Annotated in this window: 19 protein-coding genes; 5 read left to right on the forward strand and 14 right to left on the reverse strand. The window is 60.7% G+C overall.

Going from position 1 to position 17,520, the window contains the following annotated elements:
* Positions 1-24 precede the first annotated feature (24 nt).
* Positions 25-240, forward strand: a complete 216-nt coding sequence (locus AC1D1L_RS21190; RefSeq protein WP_112562164.1) for a DUF1858 domain-containing protein — start codon at positions 25-27, stop codon at positions 238-240.
* Between the two features lie 3 nt (positions 241-243).
* Here the strand turns inward: AC1D1L_RS21190 and AC1D1L_RS21195 are convergent, their stop codons facing one another.
* On the reverse strand, positions 244-945 hold the full coding sequence (locus AC1D1L_RS21195; RefSeq protein ID WP_436261586.1) for a Crp/Fnr family transcriptional regulator: 702 nt from the start codon (positions 943-945) through the stop codon (positions 244-246).
* Positions 946-1,096: 151 nt separating this feature from the next.
* Between AC1D1L_RS21195 and AC1D1L_RS21200 the strand changes: the two genes are divergently transcribed.
* Both AC1D1L_RS21200 and AC1D1L_RS21205 read left to right on the forward strand, forming a co-directional pair.
* A complete protein-coding gene (locus AC1D1L_RS21200) occupies positions 1,097-1,534 on the forward strand; it encodes a pseudoazurin (protein ID WP_477343406.1) in 438 nt (145 codons plus the stop codon).
* 104 nt (positions 1,535-1,638) lie between these two features.
* Positions 1,639-2,814, forward strand: a complete 1,176-nt coding sequence (locus AC1D1L_RS21205; RefSeq protein ID WP_477343407.1) for an NnrS family protein — start codon at positions 1,639-1,641, stop codon at positions 2,812-2,814.
* Positions 2,815-2,871: 57 nt separating this feature from the next.
* Here the strand turns inward: AC1D1L_RS21205 and AC1D1L_RS21210 are convergent, their stop codons facing one another.
* From AC1D1L_RS21210 to ccoN, 11 genes are all read right to left on the reverse strand, one after another.
* Entirely contained in the window at positions 2,872-3,741 is an 870-nt protein-coding gene (locus AC1D1L_RS21210) for an SUMF1/EgtB/PvdO family nonheme iron enzyme (protein WP_477343408.1), read from the reverse strand.
* A 52-nt stretch (positions 3,742-3,793) separates the two neighbouring features.
* Positions 3,794-4,900: a copper-containing nitrite reductase gene (gene nirK, locus AC1D1L_RS21215; protein ID WP_477343409.1), complete on the reverse strand. Its 1,107-nt coding sequence runs from the start codon at positions 4,898-4,900 to the stop codon at positions 3,794-3,796.
* Between the two features lie 441 nt (positions 4,901-5,341).
* Positions 5,342-6,040: a CBS domain-containing protein gene (locus AC1D1L_RS21220; RefSeq protein WP_477343410.1), complete on the reverse strand. Its 699-nt coding sequence runs from the start codon at positions 6,038-6,040 to the stop codon at positions 5,342-5,344.
* Between the two features lie 66 nt (positions 6,041-6,106).
* On the reverse strand, positions 6,107-6,277 hold the full coding sequence (gene ccoS, locus AC1D1L_RS21225; protein WP_477343411.1) for a cbb3-type cytochrome oxidase assembly protein CcoS: 171 nt from the start codon (positions 6,275-6,277) through the stop codon (positions 6,107-6,109).
* Entirely contained in the window at positions 6,274-8,562 is a 2,289-nt protein-coding gene (locus tag AC1D1L_RS21230) for a cation-translocating P-type ATPase (protein WP_477343412.1), read from the reverse strand. The genes ccoS and AC1D1L_RS21230 overlap by 4 nt, the downstream gene beginning before the upstream one ends.
* Positions 8,559-9,056 carry a FixH family protein gene (locus AC1D1L_RS21235; RefSeq protein ID WP_477343413.1) on the reverse strand — a complete coding sequence of 166 codons (498 nt, stop codon included), beginning with the start codon at positions 9,054-9,056 and terminating at the stop codon, positions 8,559-8,561. Before AC1D1L_RS21235 ends, AC1D1L_RS21230 begins: the two co-directional genes overlap by 4 nt.
* Complete coding sequence (gene ccoG / locus AC1D1L_RS21240) at positions 9,053-10,612, reverse strand: cytochrome c oxidase accessory protein CcoG (protein ID WP_477343414.1); 1,560 nt, start codon at positions 10,610-10,612, stop codon at positions 9,053-9,055. Before ccoG ends, AC1D1L_RS21235 begins: the two co-directional genes overlap by 4 nt.
* A gap of 213 nt (positions 10,613-10,825) precedes the next feature.
* Positions 10,826-11,689: a cytochrome-c oxidase, cbb3-type subunit III gene (ccoP, locus tag AC1D1L_RS21245; protein ID WP_477343416.1), complete on the reverse strand. Its 864-nt coding sequence runs from the start codon at positions 11,687-11,689 to the stop codon at positions 10,826-10,828.
* A gap of 2 nt (positions 11,690-11,691) precedes the next feature.
* Positions 11,692-11,841 carry a CcoQ/FixQ family Cbb3-type cytochrome c oxidase assembly chaperone gene (locus tag AC1D1L_RS21250; RefSeq protein WP_023759205.1) on the reverse strand — a complete coding sequence of 50 codons (150 nt, stop codon included), beginning with the start codon at positions 11,839-11,841 and terminating at the stop codon, positions 11,692-11,694.
* Positions 11,842-11,853: 12 nt separating this feature from the next.
* Positions 11,854-12,585: a cytochrome-c oxidase, cbb3-type subunit II gene (gene ccoO / locus AC1D1L_RS21255; RefSeq protein WP_477343417.1), complete on the reverse strand. Its 732-nt coding sequence runs from the start codon at positions 12,583-12,585 to the stop codon at positions 11,854-11,856.
* An 11-nt stretch (positions 12,586-12,596) separates the two neighbouring features.
* Entirely contained in the window at positions 12,597-14,207 is a 1,611-nt protein-coding gene (ccoN, locus tag AC1D1L_RS21260; protein ID WP_477343418.1) for a cytochrome-c oxidase, cbb3-type subunit I, read from the reverse strand.
* A 247-nt stretch (positions 14,208-14,454) separates the two neighbouring features.
* Between ccoN and AC1D1L_RS21265 the strand changes: the two genes are divergently transcribed.
* Positions 14,455-14,862 carry a hemerythrin domain-containing protein gene (locus AC1D1L_RS21265; RefSeq protein ID WP_112562178.1) on the forward strand — a complete coding sequence of 136 codons (408 nt, stop codon included), beginning with the start codon at positions 14,455-14,457 and terminating at the stop codon, positions 14,860-14,862.
* Positions 14,863-14,864: 2 nt separating this feature from the next.
* Here AC1D1L_RS21265 and AC1D1L_RS21270 read toward each other — a convergent pair whose 3' ends face one another.
* The gene (locus tag AC1D1L_RS21270; RefSeq protein WP_112562304.1) at positions 14,865-15,593 is read right to left on the reverse strand and encodes a Crp/Fnr family transcriptional regulator; all 729 of its coding nucleotides are present in this window, start codon (positions 15,591-15,593) and stop codon (positions 14,865-14,867) included.
* Between the two features lie 155 nt (positions 15,594-15,748).
* Here AC1D1L_RS21270 and hemN point away from each other — a divergent pair, with 155 nt between their 5' ends.
* Positions 15,749-17,098, forward strand: coding sequence for an oxygen-independent coproporphyrinogen III oxidase (gene hemN, locus AC1D1L_RS21275; RefSeq protein ID WP_477343578.1), 1,350 nt, complete (start codon positions 15,749-15,751; stop codon positions 17,096-17,098).
* A gap of 27 nt (positions 17,099-17,125) precedes the next feature.
* Here the strand turns inward: hemN and AC1D1L_RS21280 are convergent, their stop codons facing one another.
* Positions 17,126-17,470: a DUF779 domain-containing protein gene (locus tag AC1D1L_RS21280; RefSeq protein ID WP_436261575.1), complete on the reverse strand. Its 345-nt coding sequence runs from the start codon at positions 17,468-17,470 to the stop codon at positions 17,126-17,128.
* Positions 17,471-17,520: the final 50 nt, after the last annotated feature.

Raw genomic sequence — 17,520 nt, forward strand, 5'->3', positions numbered from 1 at the left:
TTCGCAAATCGCGGAGACGTCATCATGAAACAGCGCAGTTCGATCGACCCCGATATGGTCGTCGACGAAATCATGAGGAAATGGCCGGCAACGGTCGCTGTGGTGTTGAGACACAAGATGCTCTGCGTCGGCTGCCCGATAGGCGCTTTCCATACGGTGACCGAGGCATGCCGGGAACATCAAGTCGATGAGGGCGACTTTCTGGTCGAACTCGAATTTGCCATTCGAGGAGAACGATGACTGTCAGTCCTTTTCCCGGTTCTCCGCGAGAACCACAAGGCGATGCGCATCTTTGACCGTGACCCTCTGGCGCCCGCTGACAATTATTCCGTTCTCTTCCCATTTGCTGAGCAGCCGGCTGACGGTGTGCAGCGTCGTTCCCGTCATCTCCGCAATGTCCTGCCTCGAAATCGGGAAGTCGATTTCAATGCCACTGTCGGTCTTTCGGCCGGTCTGGTTAGCCAGTCGCAGAAGCGCATGCGCAACCCGCTGCTCCACCTGTTCCGTGGACATCTCCACCACCCGCGTCTGCGTCTCCTGCAGCCTGCTTCCAACCGTCCTGTAGGTGGCTGCCCCAAACAGGGGAAAGCGTCTCGACAGATCAGGCCACAGATCGTTTGACCAGGCCAGCACCACGCAGTCCACCGCCGCGACTGCGCTGGCAGGGTAGGTCGTCCGGCCGAGGGCCGCGGCGACGCCAAAGATCTCGCCTTCGCTGATGTATCTGGCGATGACCTGCTGTCCGTCCGGCGTTGTGCGGACCACCCGTATGTGCCCGGCGATCAGCACGAAGAAGGAATGGGCTTCGGCTTCCTGCTCGAAGATCGTTGAGTCTTTGGCATAGCGTGACGATCGGGCACTTCTGAGAATCTCGCTTTGCTCTTCGGGCGCCATCCCTTGGAAGAGGGGCAGCCGCGATATCAGCGATCGGTCCAGCGCAGCCAAGCGGATCCCTCACAGCCCTACGGTTCCGCATCAGTCATGCGGGAGACCTTTCTTATCCCGAGTTTGCGCCAGCGCAAATTGTCCCGTGCCGCATCAGGCTAAATGGCATGGAACGGCGCACTGCCGCGAAGACGAAACAAAGGACAAACCGATGAAACTCTCCATCCTCGCCGCCGCAATCTCCATCCTCGCGCTCGCCGGCGGCGCAAGCGCGGAAGAGCACGTGGTGCAAATGCTCAACAAGGGCGAAAAAGGCGCCATGGTCTTCCAGCCGGCCTTCGTCCAGGCGGCACCCGGCGACACCGTCAAGTTCGTGCCAACCGACAAGGGCCACGATGCGGAGTCGATCAAGGGTATGATCCCGGATGGCGCTGAGCCTTTCAAGGGAAAAACCAATGAGGAAATCACCGTCACGCTGACAAAGGAGGGTGTCTACGGCGTCAAATGCGCGCCTCACTACGGCATGGGGATGGTTGCACTCATCGTTGTCGGCAAGCCGGTCAATCTCGATACCGCCAAGGCGGTCAAGCATCCCGGGAAGGCAAAAACGATGTTCGCCGACCTATTCACCCAGGTTCCTGCCAACTGACAGCAATCGATACAGGCATGCCTGCCGCATAAAGGGCGGGCACGGGCCGGACGGACCGAGGGGCGGCGGTTCATCCGGCCCTGTTCATTTTGGAGACACAAATCATGGGAATTCCACGCCTGCGGGCCTACGCCGGGCCTGCACTCCTTTCCTATGGGTTCAGGCCCTTCTTTTTACTCGGGTCGCTGTATGCCGCGCTGTCCGTTCTGCTTTGGCTGCCGATCTATGCCGGCGAACTCGATGCCCACAGTGCGTTTGTCCCGGTCGACTGGCACATCCATGAAATGTTGTTCGGCTATCTGCCGGCGATCGTTACCGGGTTCTTGCTGACCGCCATCCCGAACTGGACCGGCCGGCTGCCGGTGCAAGGCCTGCCGCTGCTGGCGCTGGTTGTCCTGTGGCTCGCCGGTCGTGCCGCTGTCTTCTTCTCAGCCGATATTGCCTGGCAAGCAGCCGCGTTGATCGATGGTTCTTTTCTGCTTGCGGTCTGTGCTGCGGCGGCACGCGAAATCGTCGCCGGACGGAACTGGCGCAATCTCAACGTGCTGCTGCCGCTTGCCGTGCTGGCCGGCGCCAACGGGGCGTTCCACATCGAGGCCCACCTTCACGGCACATCCGATGTCAGTCGCAGGCTCGGCATGGCCGCCGCGATCATGCTCATTTCACTGATCGGGGGGCGCATCATTCCAAGTTTCACCCGCAACTGGCTCGTCCGCGAAAATCCTGGGCGGCTGCCTGCGCCGTTCGATCGTTTCGACATCGCATCGCTTGTCATCTCAGTCATGGCACTTGGAGCGTGGACGTTCGCTCCCGACCACGGCGCGTCAGGAACGCTCATGGCCGTCGCGGCAGTCTGCCAGGCGTGGCGTCTGTCGCGCTGGGCCGGCGACCGCACCTTGGGGGATCCGCTGGTGCTCATCCTCCATCTTGCATATGCCTTTGTGCCTGTCGGTCTTGCCTTCGTTTCGGCGTCGATCTTCTATCCTGCCATCGTCCCGGCCGCTGCAGGACTCCATGCGCTCGGAACTGGTGCGGTCGGCGCGATGACGCTCGCCGTGATGACCCGCGCGACGCTCGGGCATACCGGGCAAGAGCTCAAAGCTGGGAAAGGCGCCTTGTTCATCTTCGTGAGCGTCCTCCTCGCAGGATCATTGAGGATCCTGGCTGCTTTCGTCCCCTTTGACGTGGCGATCGACATGGCCGGCACCGCATGGGTGGCGGCATTTGCCGGCTTCAGTCTGATCTATGGAACTGCGTTGATGAGGCCAAAGGCGCGGTGAGGCGGCAGGAGAGCACGCGACCGCCCAAACGTGAATGGACAAGCCGCTTCTGATTTGTCAGGCAATGCCGAGGTAGCCTCGGAAACGGTTCGCCCACCCCCGGTGGGCCCGGACCAGCCTGAAACCCAGATTGTCGGGAGGCGTGCCAACGGCACAGCCGCCGCTTTTTCCGTCGCCGACGAAGTTCGACATGTAGGCTCTGTGAAGTCCTTCAAGGACGTGGACGCCGCAATTGTCGACCGAACTCGCAACACCGCTTCCATCCTCAGCCAGCGTGGTGCGGACGTAGCAGGTCGAAGTCCACTCCCAGATGTTGCCGGAAAAGTCGGCGAGCCCGAGGGAATTGAAACCAAACGAGCCACGGCTCCTGGGCAATGGATCCGGTTTGCGATTGAGGTCCACCTCGGCCTTGTAGCTGGTGAGCCAACGTCTGGCGGGGTTGTTGGCGTCGTTTTCGACACCCTCGAACTCACCCGCGAACCGTTCCGCCGCGGCAAACGCCCATTCCTCGTCGGACGGCAATCGCCAGTCGTCACCGGTCGCTTGCGAATACCACCTGGCGTAGGCATTCGCATCGAGGTAGCTGACGCCGGTCACGGGAGCATTGCTCGGGATTGCGCGCGTCTCCTGTGCCGGCTGACAGGTTCCGGCCGACACACAGTCCGCATAGTCGTCAGCGCTGACCTGATAGGTCATGATTTCGAGCGGCTTGTTGAGCTGGCGCTTGAGGCGGGGATTGCCTTGCGGGCGGCCGTCCTTCATGAACTCGCCAGGTGCCGGATAGATTATGGAGCCGGATTGCAAGGTCGTCGTGGCTGCGGCGGAGTGAGGCTGCCGGTCCCAACTGGCCGCCTTTATCGACAGACCCACCGGCACAGAAGTGGCCGCCATGGCGACCGCGAGAATCTTCAGGATGTAACGAGACATGGCTGTTGTCCGTGCCCGGACAGCGACGCTGTCCGGGCAATTTGGAGTGCCGTCAGTTGGTGGCGATGGGTTTCGGCGCCTCGACCTGCGTCATCAAATCATCATTCCACTCGCCCTCGACCATGAAATGAGCGGTCGCCCCGAGTTCCACGGCCTCGATCAGATTGTGATTGACGTAGGCGTAGACGCCGGGCTGCAGGAACGTATAGAGCGCGGATCCGGCAGAGCCGCCACGAATGAACCAGGTTTCCAGATCCTTGGCCGGCGGGTTGGCGAATTTGCCCTGTTCCCAGACATAGTCGCCGTGACCACCGATCAGATGCGGCCGCGTATCGCGGTTGGCCTGCGAATGGACGATCAGCACGGTCTCGCCAACCTTCGCCTTCATGGCGTTGTCGCCGGTCAGCGAACCGACCTTGCCGTTGAACACCACATGCGTCGGGATCAGCCCGCGCATGACCTTGACGATATCGTCATACCCATCACCGGCCGATTCGTAACTCTTGAAGTTTCCCTTCTCATCGCGCGGAATATAGAAGTCGCTCTCGCCGATATAGAAGATATTGTCGTATTTGACCGGCTCGCCCTTGTCGTTCCTGAGCCCGTCGCGCGGCAGCACCATGATGGCGCCGTTCATGCCGGAGACGACATGCCACGGGATCATCGGTCCGCCGGGGGCACAGTGATAGACGAACGTTCCCGTTCGCGTCGCCTTGAAGCGTAGCGTCACCTGTTCGCCGGGATTGATCAAGGTGAGGGCGCCGCCACCCAGCGCGCCTGTTGCTGCGTGAAAATCGATGTTGTGGGCTAGCGTGTTGGTGTCCGGGTTGATGAGCGTCAGTTCGACATAATCGTCCTGGTGGACGACCATCAGCGGGCCTGGGATCGAGCCGTTGTAAGTCATTGCATTGAGCTGCGTCCCGTCGGCGTCGATGACCATCGGCTTCTCCTCGATCGTCATGGTGAATTCGACGACCTTCGGACCGCCTTGGGCGATCTGGTCGTGCGGATGCACAAAAGGCGGTGCCACGAGCTTGATCTTCTCGCGGGGAAGTCCTCGAATGTCTGCTTTCGTCACTGTTGCCGACAGTGCGGGCAGTGCCGCCACGGCGGCAGCGCCAATCGCTGCTCCGAAGAGGGCTTCGCGTCGCGTGATCATATCAATCTCCTATCTCTACCGTTGCGGATGAGCAGAAGGTAACTGACCTGACGCGGCGTTTCTTTGCGCTGGCGCAAATTGGTGAGTGTTAATTGGAGGAGCAACAGCCCTTGGACAGTGGCAATCTTGTGCGCCAAGTTTGAGATGCAGCAGTTTGGTGTCGCGGTTTCTGCAAGCGTCCGCAGTCATTGGCTCCCTGAAGATCAGCGGCCGCCATTGCCTTTACAGAAGATCAGAATTCGCTCGGTGGCCAGGCCCACCAAGAAAAGGGCAACGGCCATCGCATTTCCGTCAGGACAGGCGTCTTCGCTGCCGAAAGCGTGCTCGCCAACGAGGACGGGCGTTATACGCCGGAGGAACTCGCAGACGGCCTCATGTCCAAGGGATGTGGGATGGGAGCAGAACCCAATGGGACTCTGCTTCGCGTCCGCTTTTTCGCAGCTACGAAACCATCACCGAGAACGGATCCGTAGTGAGGAAGAGGYCGTCCTTGACTTGCCCGACGCCGGCAACCTTTTCAGCCGCAACGATCGCTGCCTTCCGTTGATGCTCGTCGACAATCGCCCCCTTCAGTTCGACAACGCCGTCGCTCACCCTCACATCAATCAAGTCACCACCGCCCCAAGTTTGTGGCTGCAGCTCGGCAAGTATAGCCTTGCGGATCAGTTCGTCATCGGTTGGCGTGGTGTCCTGTTGCGGCATGGCGCGGATCAGGACAAGCAGCAAATCAGTTCGCGTGATGATGCCGACGATCCTTTCGCGATCGACAATCGGCACATTGTTGATGCGGTGTTGCATCATCAAGTTTACAATATCAGGAATCGAGGCGTCTGGAGGCGCCGAAATGACGGCTGTGGTCATCACCTCATGGATGATCCGTCCGTTCGACCGCACATAGTCATTGGCGGTTGTGCCCGGACCAAGATCAAACTCCAGCCAGCGAGGACGCACCCGCTGAGTCCCAAGTTCCTCTCGGCGCAAGAAGTCGCTTTTGCTTACAATGCCAACCAGGGCACCGACGCTGTCCGTTACCGGCAGGCAGCTGACCTTATTTGAAAGCATGAGCTCGACCGCTTCGGCGATCGTCGCGTTCGCATCCGTCGTAATGACCGGCTTCGTCATTATGGCTTCGGCTTGCATCCTCACCCTCCTGATTTTTCGTCAGACGACGATAGGACATCCCGACCCGCGGCGCTTTGATCTGAGTCACTTGGACCGGGGAGCATTCTCCGCGCCGTCGTCGCTGTCGATGAGAATGCGCTCCGCCGCGCCATCGAGATCCTCGTACTGGCCGCTTCTCAACGCCCACAGGAAGCCGGAGAGGCCTATTACACCAAGGAATAGCGCTACCGGGATGAGGTAGACGAGCGTCGTCATGACGATTCGGCCAAGACGCCGGCCCGCGCGCGCCTGTCTCGCCGCGCGGTTTTGGACGACGCGCCCATTGCGAAGCCTTGCAGACGCATGGCATTTCCAATCACGAGCAATGACGAGGCAGACATCGCGACCGCCGCGATAAGAGGCGTAACGTGGCCCAGAATGGCGATCGGCACGGCAACAGCATTATAAACGATCGCAATCGTTATGTTCTGTTGGATCAGACTTCCCGCCTTGCGCGACACGTCCAGCGCCAGCGGGACCGCCAAGAGGCTTTCGCGCAAAAAAACGAAGTCGGCTGCATTGCGGCCAATGTCGGCGGCCGTGGAGGGTGCGATCGAGACATGCGCAGCGCTCAGCGCCGGCGTATCGTTGAGCCCGTCGCCAACCATCAGAACCTTGTGCCCGTCTCTCGCCAGGCTCTCGATGCGTTCAACCTTGCCGGACGGCAGCAGGCAGGGAACGAAGTCATCGACACCAAGCGCGTCGGCAACCTCGGCGCAGGCTTTCGCGGTGTCGCCCGACAGCATCTCCACGCACATACCAGCGTTGTGCAGTTGATCGATGGCTGCCCTGGCATCGATGCGTAGCGCATCCTCGAAAACGAAGGACGCGACAATCATCCCGTTTTTCGTCAGGACTGTTCCGCCATAGCCATGTCTGCCTTCGCCGCCGGTTCGAGCCTTCCAGCCAGCCCATCCGCGTCTGCCCAGCCGCCAGGTGCTACCGGCGGCTGTGGCTTCGATCCCGAAACCCGGGTGCTCGGTCACCGCATCGAATTTGTGCAGGCTGCTGCTGACGGCAAAGCCGGCAATGGCCTTTGAATATGGATGACGCGAGTGCGCGGCCAGGTCGGCAGCGATTGCCAGCATGGCGGGATCGATCAACGACGCGTTGACCAGAGTGGGCTGGCCAAGCGTGAGCGTACCGGTCTTGTCGAACACCGCCGTGTCGATTGCCGCCAGACGTTCCATGGCCGAGCCGTCCTTGACCATGATGCCGTTTTCGAACAGGTGCCGTGCTGCGACCACCTGAACGATTGGAACGGCGAGGCCAAGCGCGCAGGGGCACGTGATGATGAGAACAGCGATGGCGATCGTCATCGCCCGGTGCCAGTCGCCGGTCGCCGCCATCCAGCCCAGGAACGTTACCAAGGCGGTGAGATGAACCACGGGCGCGTAGAGTGCCGACACGCGGTCGGCGATACGGCGATACCGGGCGCGACCACCTTCGGCGGCCTCCATCAGCCGAACCATTTCGGCCAGGAACGAATCCTTCGCGGCGGCTTTGGCCTCGATCGTCAGTGAGCCGGTAAGGTTGAGGACACCGGCCTGCACGGCCTCACCTGGCGCGACGTTTCGCGGCGTGCTCTCGCCAGTGACCAGTGAACAGTCCAGATCAGACGCCCCACGAATGATCTTGCCGTCGACGGGGATTCTCTCGCCGGCTGCAATGAGCAGTTGCATCCCTGGTTCGATCTCGCCAACCGGCAAATAGTCGCGTGCACCATCGCCGCGCAGCACCATGGCGCCGCGTGCGGCGAGCTGTGACAGGCCTTTCACAGCGGTGCGGGCGCGTTCGCGCATCACGTGATCCAGCGTGCGGCCGATCAGGAGGAAAAACAGCAGCGATACCGACGCGTCGAAATAGGCATGGTCGCCATGGGTGATCGTCTCGTAGAGGCTCATGGCGTAGGCCAGCGACACGCCGACGGCGATAGGCACGTCCATGTTCATGCGGCCGTGGCGCAGTGCATTCCACGCCGACTTGAAGAAGATACCGCCGGCGAAGGCGAGGGCGGGGATGGCGATCAGCGCCGAGACCCAGTGGAACAGGTCGCGGGTCGCGCCTTCGGCCCCGGACCAGACCGATACCGACAGCAGCATGATGTTGCCCGCCGCAAAGCCGGCAACGGCGACGGCGCGGATAAGCTCCGACAGCGTCTTGTCCTTTGCATCGGTGTCGGCTTCGAACAGATGTGCCTGGTAGCCCAGGCGCCCGAGCATAGCGACGAATGGCGGAACGTCGTCGCCGCGCCAGCGGATAGACACCCGCCTCGTTGACAGGTTGACGCGGGCGGCCTCGACGTGATCCAGCTTTCGCAACGCCGTCTCGATAGTCTGGATGCAGGCGCCGCAGTGAACAGCCGGTACCGAAAGGTCGGTCTGACGGAGGTCCTCGCCAAGCGATCGGCTCGCCAGCTTGACCTCTTGGCTTGACGGCAGGATCGAAGTGGGGCTGACCAGACCCAGCGCCATTTCAGCGCCCGGTGCACAGCAGCTCATTTCAGCGCTCCATTGGAAATCATGATCCTGCGCACGTCGCGATAAGGTCTTGCCAAGCCGGCATCGGCGTCGATTTCGATGATCCACACGCCATCCCTTGGCATGTGCCGTGCTGCGAACTCCTGGTCCGAGGCGAGGGCGAGCGTGACGGACTCATCCTCTTTCTCGTAAGCGGGATGGCGAAACAGCACCTTCACGCCATGCAAGGGAACCGGTTTGCCGACGGCATCGATGAGGCCATAGCGAACTTCACCCCATCCGATGGTCAATTTGCCGGTCCAGCCGAGGGCTGCCTGCGCCCGCCCTTCCTCGGCCTTGCTGTTGAACTGCTGGCTCGCCACATAGGTGTTTTCGACGACAAGGCCGGTCCAGCTCGTGTTGGCAAGCGTCGCCATCGTCAGATTGACCGTTATGACCACGCCGAAAAAGGCAAGGATGATGGCCAACATGTGCCTGCCGGTGAATTCGCGGGGTCTTCGCGTGGTGGCGGTCATCTGGCGATCTCCGGCGCATTGAACGTGGCGGTGTATTCGTTGGACTCGAAGCTGACCTTGTCTTCGACGCGGAATGTGAAGGTCTGCGCCTCGCGATTAATCTGATCGGCGGGCAGGCGCACGAAAACCTTCAGCATCTTCAGCCGGTCGGGTTCGACCTGGACTGCAAAAGAGCGATCGGCGGGGAGGTCGACGCCAACGATGCTCATCTCCGCGCCTGGCAAACCCCCAAGGGTGACGATAATCGTTCTCGGTTCGGGGATCATGTTCAACAGCTTGACGGTGTAGCCATTGCGGATCGAGCCGTCGGAGAGCGTCACGAATTGGGGGTTGCGGTCGTGCAGGACATTGATCTCGAGCCGGTCGCGCGTCAGCAGCGAAAAGAGCAGGCCCATGCCGATCAGCGACCACATAGCCATGTAAACGTAAGTGCGCGGCCGAAAGATCTTGCGGATATGGAAATGCGCCAGCCTGTCCGAAAACAGTCCGTCATCGGTCCTGACCAGCGCCGGGTTGACGGAGCTGGCGCCCCCGGCGGTGGCCAGCATCATGTTGGCGTTGTAGTCGGAGAGCGTCGCGTAGGAGATCAGCCCGCGCTCCTTGCCGAGCTTATCCATGACGCCGTCGCAGGCATCGATGCAGAGCGCGCAGGTGATGCATTCGAGTTGCTGACCGTCGCGAATGTCGATCCCCATCGGGCAAACCGCGACACAGGCATTGCAGTCGACGCAATCGCCGACCGGCTGCCCTGCGGCCTGGACCTTCTTGGCGTGACGTGAGCGCGGTTCGCCGCGCCAGTCATTGTAGGTGACGGTGAGCGAACTTTCATCGAGCATGGCTGCCTGGATGCGCGGCCATGGACACATATAGGTGCAGACCTGCTCGCGCATCAGCCCGCCGAACGTGTAGGTCGTCGCCGTCAGGACGGCGACGGTGATGTAGGCAACGGGCGCCGCCGTGCCGGTGAAGAGTTCGCCGAGCAGCGTCGGCGCGTCAGCGAAATAAAAGATCCAGGCGCCGCCCGTCAGCGCGCCTATGACCAGCCAGATGGCGTGTTTCGATACCCGCAGCACAAGCTTGCGGGGGGTCCAGGGACCGGCATCAAGTTTGATACGAGCGTTGCGGTCGCCCTCGATGGCCCGCTCGACGACCAGGAACAGATCGACCCACACGGTCTGCGGGCATGTGTAGCCACACCAGGCGCGGCCAACAGTCGACGTGATCAGGAAAAGACCGACGCCGGCCATGACCAGAAGGCCGGCGACATAGTAGAATTCCTGGGGCCATATCTCGATGAAGAAGAAATAGAAGCGCCGGTTGGCGACATCGAGCAGCACCGCCTGGTCCGGGGCAAACGGGCCACGGTCCCAGCGCAGCCACGGCGTCAGGTAGTAGATGCCAAGCGTGACCGCCATCACCAGCCATTTGAACTGGCGAAAGCTGCCCGAGGCCCGCTTCGGGAAGATCTTCTTGCGCGCGGCATACATTGGCTGGCGCACCTTGGCGGAGTTGACCGCCTCAGCCTCGAGCCGTTCTACCTGCGTTTGGTCCAGCACTGGTTTCTCCCATCGGAGCTTGTGATTTCGCCGGCCACGTGACCTAGCTGGGGCAAACAGGTCGCGAGATACAGCGTTGATCGGATTGTGCCGCCCATCGGATCGCGCCGCGTTGATGCAGGTCAATCGGCACCTGCACGCAAACAGATCGAGGCCCGGCAGAGCCGGGCCTCGTCGCTTGGGCGGTGAAGGGCAGGGAACAGGCTCCCCTTCCTATTCCCCACCGCCTAGCGAATGCACATAGACTGCCAGTTCCTTGACCTTGGTTTCGCCCAGGCGGGCGCCCCAGGACGGCATCACGCCCTGTTTCGGTGCGGTGACCTGGGCGGCAATGGCCGCTTCGCCTGATCCATAGAGCCAGATGGCGTCGGTCAGATCTGGAGCGCCGAGCTCCTTGTTGCCTTTTGCATTGTCGCCATGACAGGCGACGCAGTTTTCGGCAAAAACCTTGGCACCGGGCGTCACCAGCGATTGATCGCTGACGGTCTGCGACAGGCTGGCAATATAGGCGCTGACCTGTCTGATCTGGTCTGCGGTGATGATGTCCCCGAAAGCCGGCATTTCAGACAGGCGCGTATCCGGATCGGAGGCAAAGCGAATGCCATGCGTAACCGTCTGCTGGATCTGGTCCGCCTTGCCGCCCCACAGCCAGTCGTCGTCGTTGAGGTTGGGGAAGCCCTTGGAGCCCTGGGCGCCGGAACCATGGCACTGCACGCAATTGAGCTTGAACGCGGCACCGCCGGCGGCGACGGCGAATTCGCGCAGCGTGTCGTCCGCTGCGATCGCCGAAACACTTTTCGACTCTATCGCGGCGACATATTTGCCCTTGGCCGCTTCAGCCGCGGACAACTCGTTTCCGACATCGTTGCGGCTGGAATAGCCGAGCACACCCTTGGTTGCCGTGTGCAGAAGAGGCCATGCCGGATAAGCGATGGTGTAGCCGATCGCCCAGACTATGGTGATGTAGAACGTCCAGATCCACCAGCGCGGAAGCGGGTTGTTGAGTTCCCGGATGCCGTCCCACTCATGACCGGTGGTTGAAACACCAGAGATTTCATCGATGTGCTCGTCGCTCATGATCACTCGTCCTCAAGGGGAATCCGGGCAGCTTCATCGGCCAGCTTGCGGCTGCCGGGGCGAAGGGCAAACGCGATAGCGCCGACAAAGAAAAGCGCCATGGCAACCAGACCCCAGCTGTCGGCAAACTCCCGCATCAAATTGTAATCCATGGATAAAACTCCTCAACGGTAGCCGGCGGCTTCGTCGTAGTTCTTGAAATCGACCAACGTGCCGAGCATTTGGAGATAGGCAACGAGCGCATCCATTTCGGTGACCTGTTGCGGGTTGCCGTCGAAGTCGCCGATCTTGGCCTTGGGGTAGCGGGCCTCGAGTCCGGACGTGTCTGCGTTGGGGTCGGCCTGCGCCATCAAATCGGCATTGGCGTTGGCGATCATGTCGTCGGAGTAGGGGACGCCAACGCGCGCGTTGGCTACCAGATGCGTCGAGAAGTTCTTCACGTCGATCGGCGCGTCCTTGAGGAACGCGTAGCTCGGCATGATCGATTCCGGCACGACCGAACGTGGGTCGGAGAGGTGGTCGACGTGCCAGACATTCGAGTAGCGGTCGCCAACCCGGGCGAGATCCGGCCCGGTGCGCTTCGATCCCCACTGGAAGGGATGATCGTACATCGACTCGGCCGCCAGGCTGTAGTGTCCATAGCGCTCGACCTCGTCGCGGAACGGCCTGATCATCTGGCTATGGCAGAGGTAGCAACCCTCGCGCACATAGATGTTGCGCCCGGCAAGTTCGAGCGGCGAGTAAGGCCGCATGCCTTCGACCTTCTCGATCGTATTGTCGAGATAGAAGAGCGGTGCGATCTCGACGATGCCGCCGACAGTCACCACAAGAAGAGAGCCAACGAGAAGCAGTGTAGCGTTCTTCTCGATCAATGCGTGTTTGTCCATCAAGGCCATTTTCTGGCTCCCTATTCGGCAGGGTGAAGGGCGGGAACAGAGCCGGCCATCGGCTCCTCCTCGCGCTGATATCCGAGAATGGTCATGCCGATGTTCCAGGCCATGATCAGGGCGCCGGAGAGGTACATGGCCCCGCCGATGGCGCGCATGACATAGTAGGGGTGCATGGCGGCCACGGTTTCGGCGAAGGAGTAGACCAGGAAGCCCTGCTCGTCGTATTCGCGCCACATCAGGCCCTGCATGATGCCGGACACCCACATGACGGCGGCGTAGACAACGATGCCGAGCGTCGCCAGCCAGAAGTGCCAGGTGACGAGCCGCAGCGAGTAGAGACGTTCACGGTTCCACAGCTTCGGCACCATAAAGTAGATCGCGCCGAACGAGATCATGCCGACCCAACCGAGCGCACCGGAGTGGACGTGGCCAATCGTCCAGTCGGTATAGTGCGACAGCGAATTGACCGCCTTGATCGACATCATCGGACCCTCGAAGGTGGACATGCCGTAGAAGGCGATGGCCATCACCATCATGCGGATGATGGGATCGGTACGCAGCTTGTCCCAGGCTCCCGACAGCGTCATCAGGCCGTTGATCATGCCGCCCCATGACGGCATCCACAGCATGATCGAGAACACCATGCCCAGCGTCTGCGCCCAGTCGGGCAAAGCGGTGTAGTGGAGGTGATGGGGCCCAGCCCAGATATAGAGAAAGATGATTGCCCAGAAATGGACGATCGACAGACGGTAGGAATAGACTGGCCGGTTTGCCTGCTTGGGCACGAAATAATACATCATGCCGAGAAAGCCGGCGGTCAGGAAGAAGCCCACGGCGTTGTGGCCATACCACCATTGCGTCAGAGCGTCCTGGACGCCGGAAAAGGCGGAGTAACTCTTGGAACCAAGGAAGGAGGCCGGCATCGACAGGTTGTTGATCACATGCAGCATCGCGATGGTCACGATGAAGGAAAGGTAGAACCAGTTCGCGACATAGATATGCGGCTCTTTGCGCTTCAGGATCGTGCCGAGGAACAGGATGAGATAGGCGACCCAGACGATGGTAAGCCAGATGTCCACATACCATTCGGGTTCCGCGTATTCGCGGCTCTCGGTGATGCCGAGCAGGTAGCCGGTCGCGGCCATGACGATGAAGAGCTGGTAACCCCAGAACACAAACCAGGCGAGATCGCCGCCGAACAGCCGGGCGCGGCAGGTGCGTTGGACGACATAGAGGGACGTGCAAAGCAGCGCGTTGCCGCCAAAGGCGAAAACGACACCCGACGTATGCAGTGGCCGCAAACGGCCAAAGTTGAACCAGGGCTGGATGTTGAGATCGGGATAAGCAAGCTGCAGCGCGATGACCACGCCGACCAGCATGCCGACGACACCCCAAAACATGGTGGCGATGGCGCCGTAGCGGATTGGGCCGTCCATGTAAGCGGACGGGTCGATCGGAGCGGGCACTACGAAATTCGTGTTGCGGATGAGGATGGCGACAAAACCCAGCAGCACGAAGAACAGCACCCACATATGCTGCCGGAAGGGCTCGTCCACACCGAACCCGGCAGCCACAAGAGCCGCAAATGTAAAAAGGGCCAAAGCGAAGATTTGCGTGCCGAACTTCATGACATGTCCCCGACGTCGATTCCGATGCGCGGACGCCAATCCGCCTAACACCAATTCAGCAGTCGCCGCCTGGCTGCCTTGATCCATGTCAAAGCCACGTCCTTTTGGATTGGGCAGCGTCCAATCTCGAAAAAAGATTAGGAGGCTTCCGTTGAACAGGGAGAAGGAGCGGAAATCATCACTGTCCCGCCGTGAGATTTTCATGCCTGCCGGACGGTCCGATGGAGAGATCCTTCCTGGCGCGGTGATGAAACGTGCCCATGGGGAAAAGCTGCGGCTCTGTGACGCCCTGGAAATGATCGCCGATGCGCTGCCGGCCGCGGATCGCCTGAAATGTATTGGCGCGGCCAACGCGATCGTTCCGTTATTGCGCAGTATCCATCAGTACGAAGAGACAATTATCTTTCCCGCCTATGAAGCTGCCTCCGGCGGTAACGCCAACCTTGCTTCAATCCGGCGATTGCGCGCCGAACACGTCGAGGATGAATGTTTTGCCGGCGAGTTGACTGAAATCCTGCTGGCGATCGGCCATGGCGAGACGGTCGACAATGCCGAAGCTGTCGGCTTCATGCTGCGCGGCTTCTTCGAAAGCTTGCGCCGGCATATCGCCTTTGAACGCGAGCACGTCTTGCCGATGATCGGGGTCGTCGATTGATCCTAGACGCCAGAGCGTCGCTGCAGCCGGGTCAAGTTGTCGACTGTGACTTCCCGGTTGTTCTCGATCCGTATCACGCCATCCGATCGTAGCCTGGTCAGCTGGCGGCTCACCGTCTCGATCGTCAGACCCAGGAAATCGGCGATGTCGGCGCGGGTCAGCGGCAGATCGAAGCTTGTCGACTGGGCGGTTGGGTCGAGCGTGGGGTCGATGTTCCTGGCGATCATCAGGAGAAAGCTCGCCACCTTTTCCGAAGCGTTCTTGCGGCCCAGCGTCACCATCCAGTCGCGGGCTTCGTCGAGTTCGTTCAGCGTCTGCTTGAGCAGACGATGCTCGAGTTCCGGTGATTCCTTCATCATCCGTTCGATGGCGGCCTTTGGAAACGAACACACGGAAACGGCGGTGGCGGCTTCGGCATTGATCGCGCTTTCTACCTTGAACGGCCGGCCTAGAAAATCGGGGGCGAACTGGAGGCCGACAATCTGCTGGCGTCCGTCTGAAAGGCTCTTTGTGAGCTTCACCACGCCGGAAAGCACGTTCGAATAACTGTCGACGGTCTCGGTGTCGCCAATCAGTTCTACGCCCGGCTCAACCTTGTGTTTCGACGAGGTCTTGGCCAGCCCCACCAGTTGATCAGGATCGAGCGCGCCGCAGACGCCATGGTGGCGTGCTTCGCATGATTGGCAAAGCACGGGAATGCCAGCGTTGTGAACATCCTGACGCATTGTCATCATGATCGTCCGAGGACCCAAAGTGCCGGCAAGATAGCATCGGCGGCAGGAAAATCCTTGCGGCAGTTTGTCCGTAGAGTGCTTTGACCGAAATCAAGGCTGCCGGCGTCCAATGTGACCAATGTCGCTCCATGCAAAGTGGAGCGGACAAAGACATGCGGCCAGAATTAGTTGCCAGACTTGGTGAGAACGTGCCGCGTTATACGAGCTACCCGACCGCGCCGCATTTTAATGCAAGCGTTGACGCTGCCGTTTGTCGTGACTGGCTGCAGGCGCTCGAAGAGGGCGCCGAGATCTCGCTCTATCTGCACATCCCCTACTGCGACAAGCTCTGCTGGTTCTGTGCCTGCCATACCAAGCAGACACGCCACTACGAACCGGTGACTGCGTATCTGCGGTCATTGCATGATGAGATCGCCACCGTCGCCAGTCTTGTCACAGGTAAGGGGCGCGTGCGTGCCGTCCATTTCGGCGGCGGTTCGCCGACGATGCTCAAGCCCGAGGATATGGTGGCGCTGGGAACCGTCCTGCGCAACAGCTTCGCGTTCGTTCCCGGTGCAAAGATCAGTGTCGAAATCGAACCCAACGATATGGACGATGCTCGCCTCGATGCACTGGCCGAGATCGGCATGACAAGGGCGAGCCTCGGCGTCCAGGATTTCGATCCGAAGGTGCAAAAGGCAATCAACCGCGAGCAGAGCTTTCTGCAGACCAAGGCGGTTGTGGACGGGGTTCGCTCGCGCGGTGTCGAATCGGTCAATCTGGACCTGCTCTATGGCCTGCCGCACCAGACCCGGGAGAGCGTCTCCTCCACGGTCGCGCAGGCACTGACCCTGGAGCCGGACCGGATAGCGCTTTTTGGCTATGCGCATGTGCCGTGGTTCAAGAAACATCAGACGATGATCGATGAGGCATGGCTGCCCGGTCCCGCGGAGCGGTTTGCTCAATCGCAACTTGCGGCGCGGGCGATCATGGACCAGGGATACGAAGCAATCGGCCTCGACCATTTCGCCAAACCGGGCGATGCCCTGGCCCTTGCCGCCCGCGCCGGAACATTGCACCGGAACTTTCAGGGTTACACGGACGACTGCTGCGAAACCTTGATCGGGCTCGGCCCGTCATCCATCAGCCAGTTTCGGCAGGGCTATGCGCAGAACATGCCTTCAACCAGCGAATATAGACGCATGGTTGATGACGGCGGGCTGGCCGCTGTTCGGGGCATCGCGTTTTCCGACGACGACCGCGTTCGCGGTTGGGTCATCGAGCGGCTGATGTGTGACTTTGCCTTCTCGGCCATCGACTTGGTTGAGCGCTTTGGTGATGCCGGCCAAAGACTTCTCGTCAAAGCGAGCTCCACGGCCCTCCACGATCCTGCGCGGTTGCTTGAGCTTGACGGAGACCGCTTCGTCGTACCGACCGAAAGCCGGCCCTTTGTCAGGAGCATCGCGGCAAAGTTCGACAAATATTTCGAAACCGGCAAGGCCAGGCATTCGGTAGCGGTCTGAGCATCGGCTGCAGTCGGATGGGAAGGCCTACATCCCGATCTGAACAGCGCAGATCGTCGACCGCGTCAGGAATCGCTTCTCCCGCCCGTTATCGAGCGAGAACATGCCGCCGCGGCCAGGCACCACATCGATGATGAGATCGGTATGTTTCCAGGCCTCGAATTGCGAGGCCCCGATGTAGAAAGGCGCGTCGCCGATGTGGCCGAGCAGCACATCGTGGTCGCCGACGATGAAACCGGCACGCGGATAGCACATTGGCGAAGAGCCATCGCAGCAGCCGCCCGATTGATGAAACAGAACCGGACCGTGCTCGGCGACAATCTCCGCGATCAGGTCAAGGGCTGCCGGGGTCGCTGTGACCTTGGTTTGCATTGTGTTTTCCGATTTCCAGCCTGGGGCGCGGCTCCTCACGGAGCCGCGCC

It is taken from the genome of Mesorhizobium sp. P2_D6 (genome assembly GCF_056404315.1).

Bases quoted from the DNA above. Each gene is read 5' to 3' on its own strand.
- AC1D1L_RS21190 (WP_112562164.1), top strand. From the start codon at position 25: ATGAAACAGCGCAGTTCGATCGACCCCGATATGGTCGTCGACGAAATC.
- nirK (WP_477343409.1), bottom strand. From the start codon at position 4,900: ATGATCACGCGACGCGAAGCCCTCTTCGGAGCAGCGATTGGCGCTGCC.
- AC1D1L_RS21200 (WP_477343406.1), top strand. From the start codon at position 1,097: ATGAAACTCTCCATCCTCGCCGCCGCAATCTCCATCCTCGCGCTCGCC.
- AC1D1L_RS21205 (WP_477343407.1), top strand. From the start codon at position 1,639: ATGGGAATTCCACGCCTGCGGGCCTACGCCGGGCCTGCACTCCTTTCC.
- AC1D1L_RS21265 (WP_112562178.1), top strand. From the start codon at position 14,455: ATGAAACGTGCCCATGGGGAAAAGCTGCGGCTCTGTGACGCCCTGGAA.
- ccoS (WP_477343411.1), bottom strand. From the start codon at position 6,277: ATGACGACGCTCGTCTACCTCATCCCGGTAGCGCTATTCCTTGGTGTA.
- AC1D1L_RS21230 (WP_477343412.1), bottom strand. From the start codon at position 8,562: ATGAGCTGCTGTGCACCGGGCGCTGAAATGGCGCTGGGTCTGGTCAGC.
- ccoO (WP_477343417.1), bottom strand. From the start codon at position 12,585: ATGGCCTTGATGGACAAACACGCATTGATCGAGAAGAACGCTACACTG.
- AC1D1L_RS21250 (WP_023759205.1), bottom strand. From the start codon at position 11,841: ATGGATTACAATTTGATGCGGGAGTTTGCCGACAGCTGGGGTCTGGTT.
- AC1D1L_RS21270 (WP_112562304.1), bottom strand. From the start codon at position 15,593: ATGACAATGCGTCAGGATGTTCACAACGCTGGCATTCCCGTGCTTTGC.
- AC1D1L_RS21210 (WP_477343408.1), bottom strand. From the start codon at position 3,741: ATGTCTCGTTACATCCTGAAGATTCTCGCGGTCGCCATGGCGGCCACT.
- AC1D1L_RS21280 (WP_436261575.1), bottom strand. From the start codon at position 17,470: ATGCAAACCAAGGTCACAGCGACCCCGGCAGCCCTTGACCTGATCGCG.
- ccoN (WP_477343418.1), bottom strand. From the start codon at position 14,207: ATGAAGTTCGGCACGCAAATCTTCGCTTTGGCCCTTTTTACATTTGCG.
- ccoP (WP_477343416.1), bottom strand. From the start codon at position 11,689: ATGAGCGACGAGCACATCGATGAAATCTCTGGTGTTTCAACCACCGGT.
- AC1D1L_RS21235 (WP_477343413.1), bottom strand. From the start codon at position 9,056: ATGACCGCCACCACGCGAAGACCCCGCGAATTCACCGGCAGGCACATG.
- hemN (WP_477343578.1), top strand. From the start codon at position 15,749: ATGCGGCCAGAATTAGTTGCCAGACTTGGTGAGAACGTGCCGCGTTAT.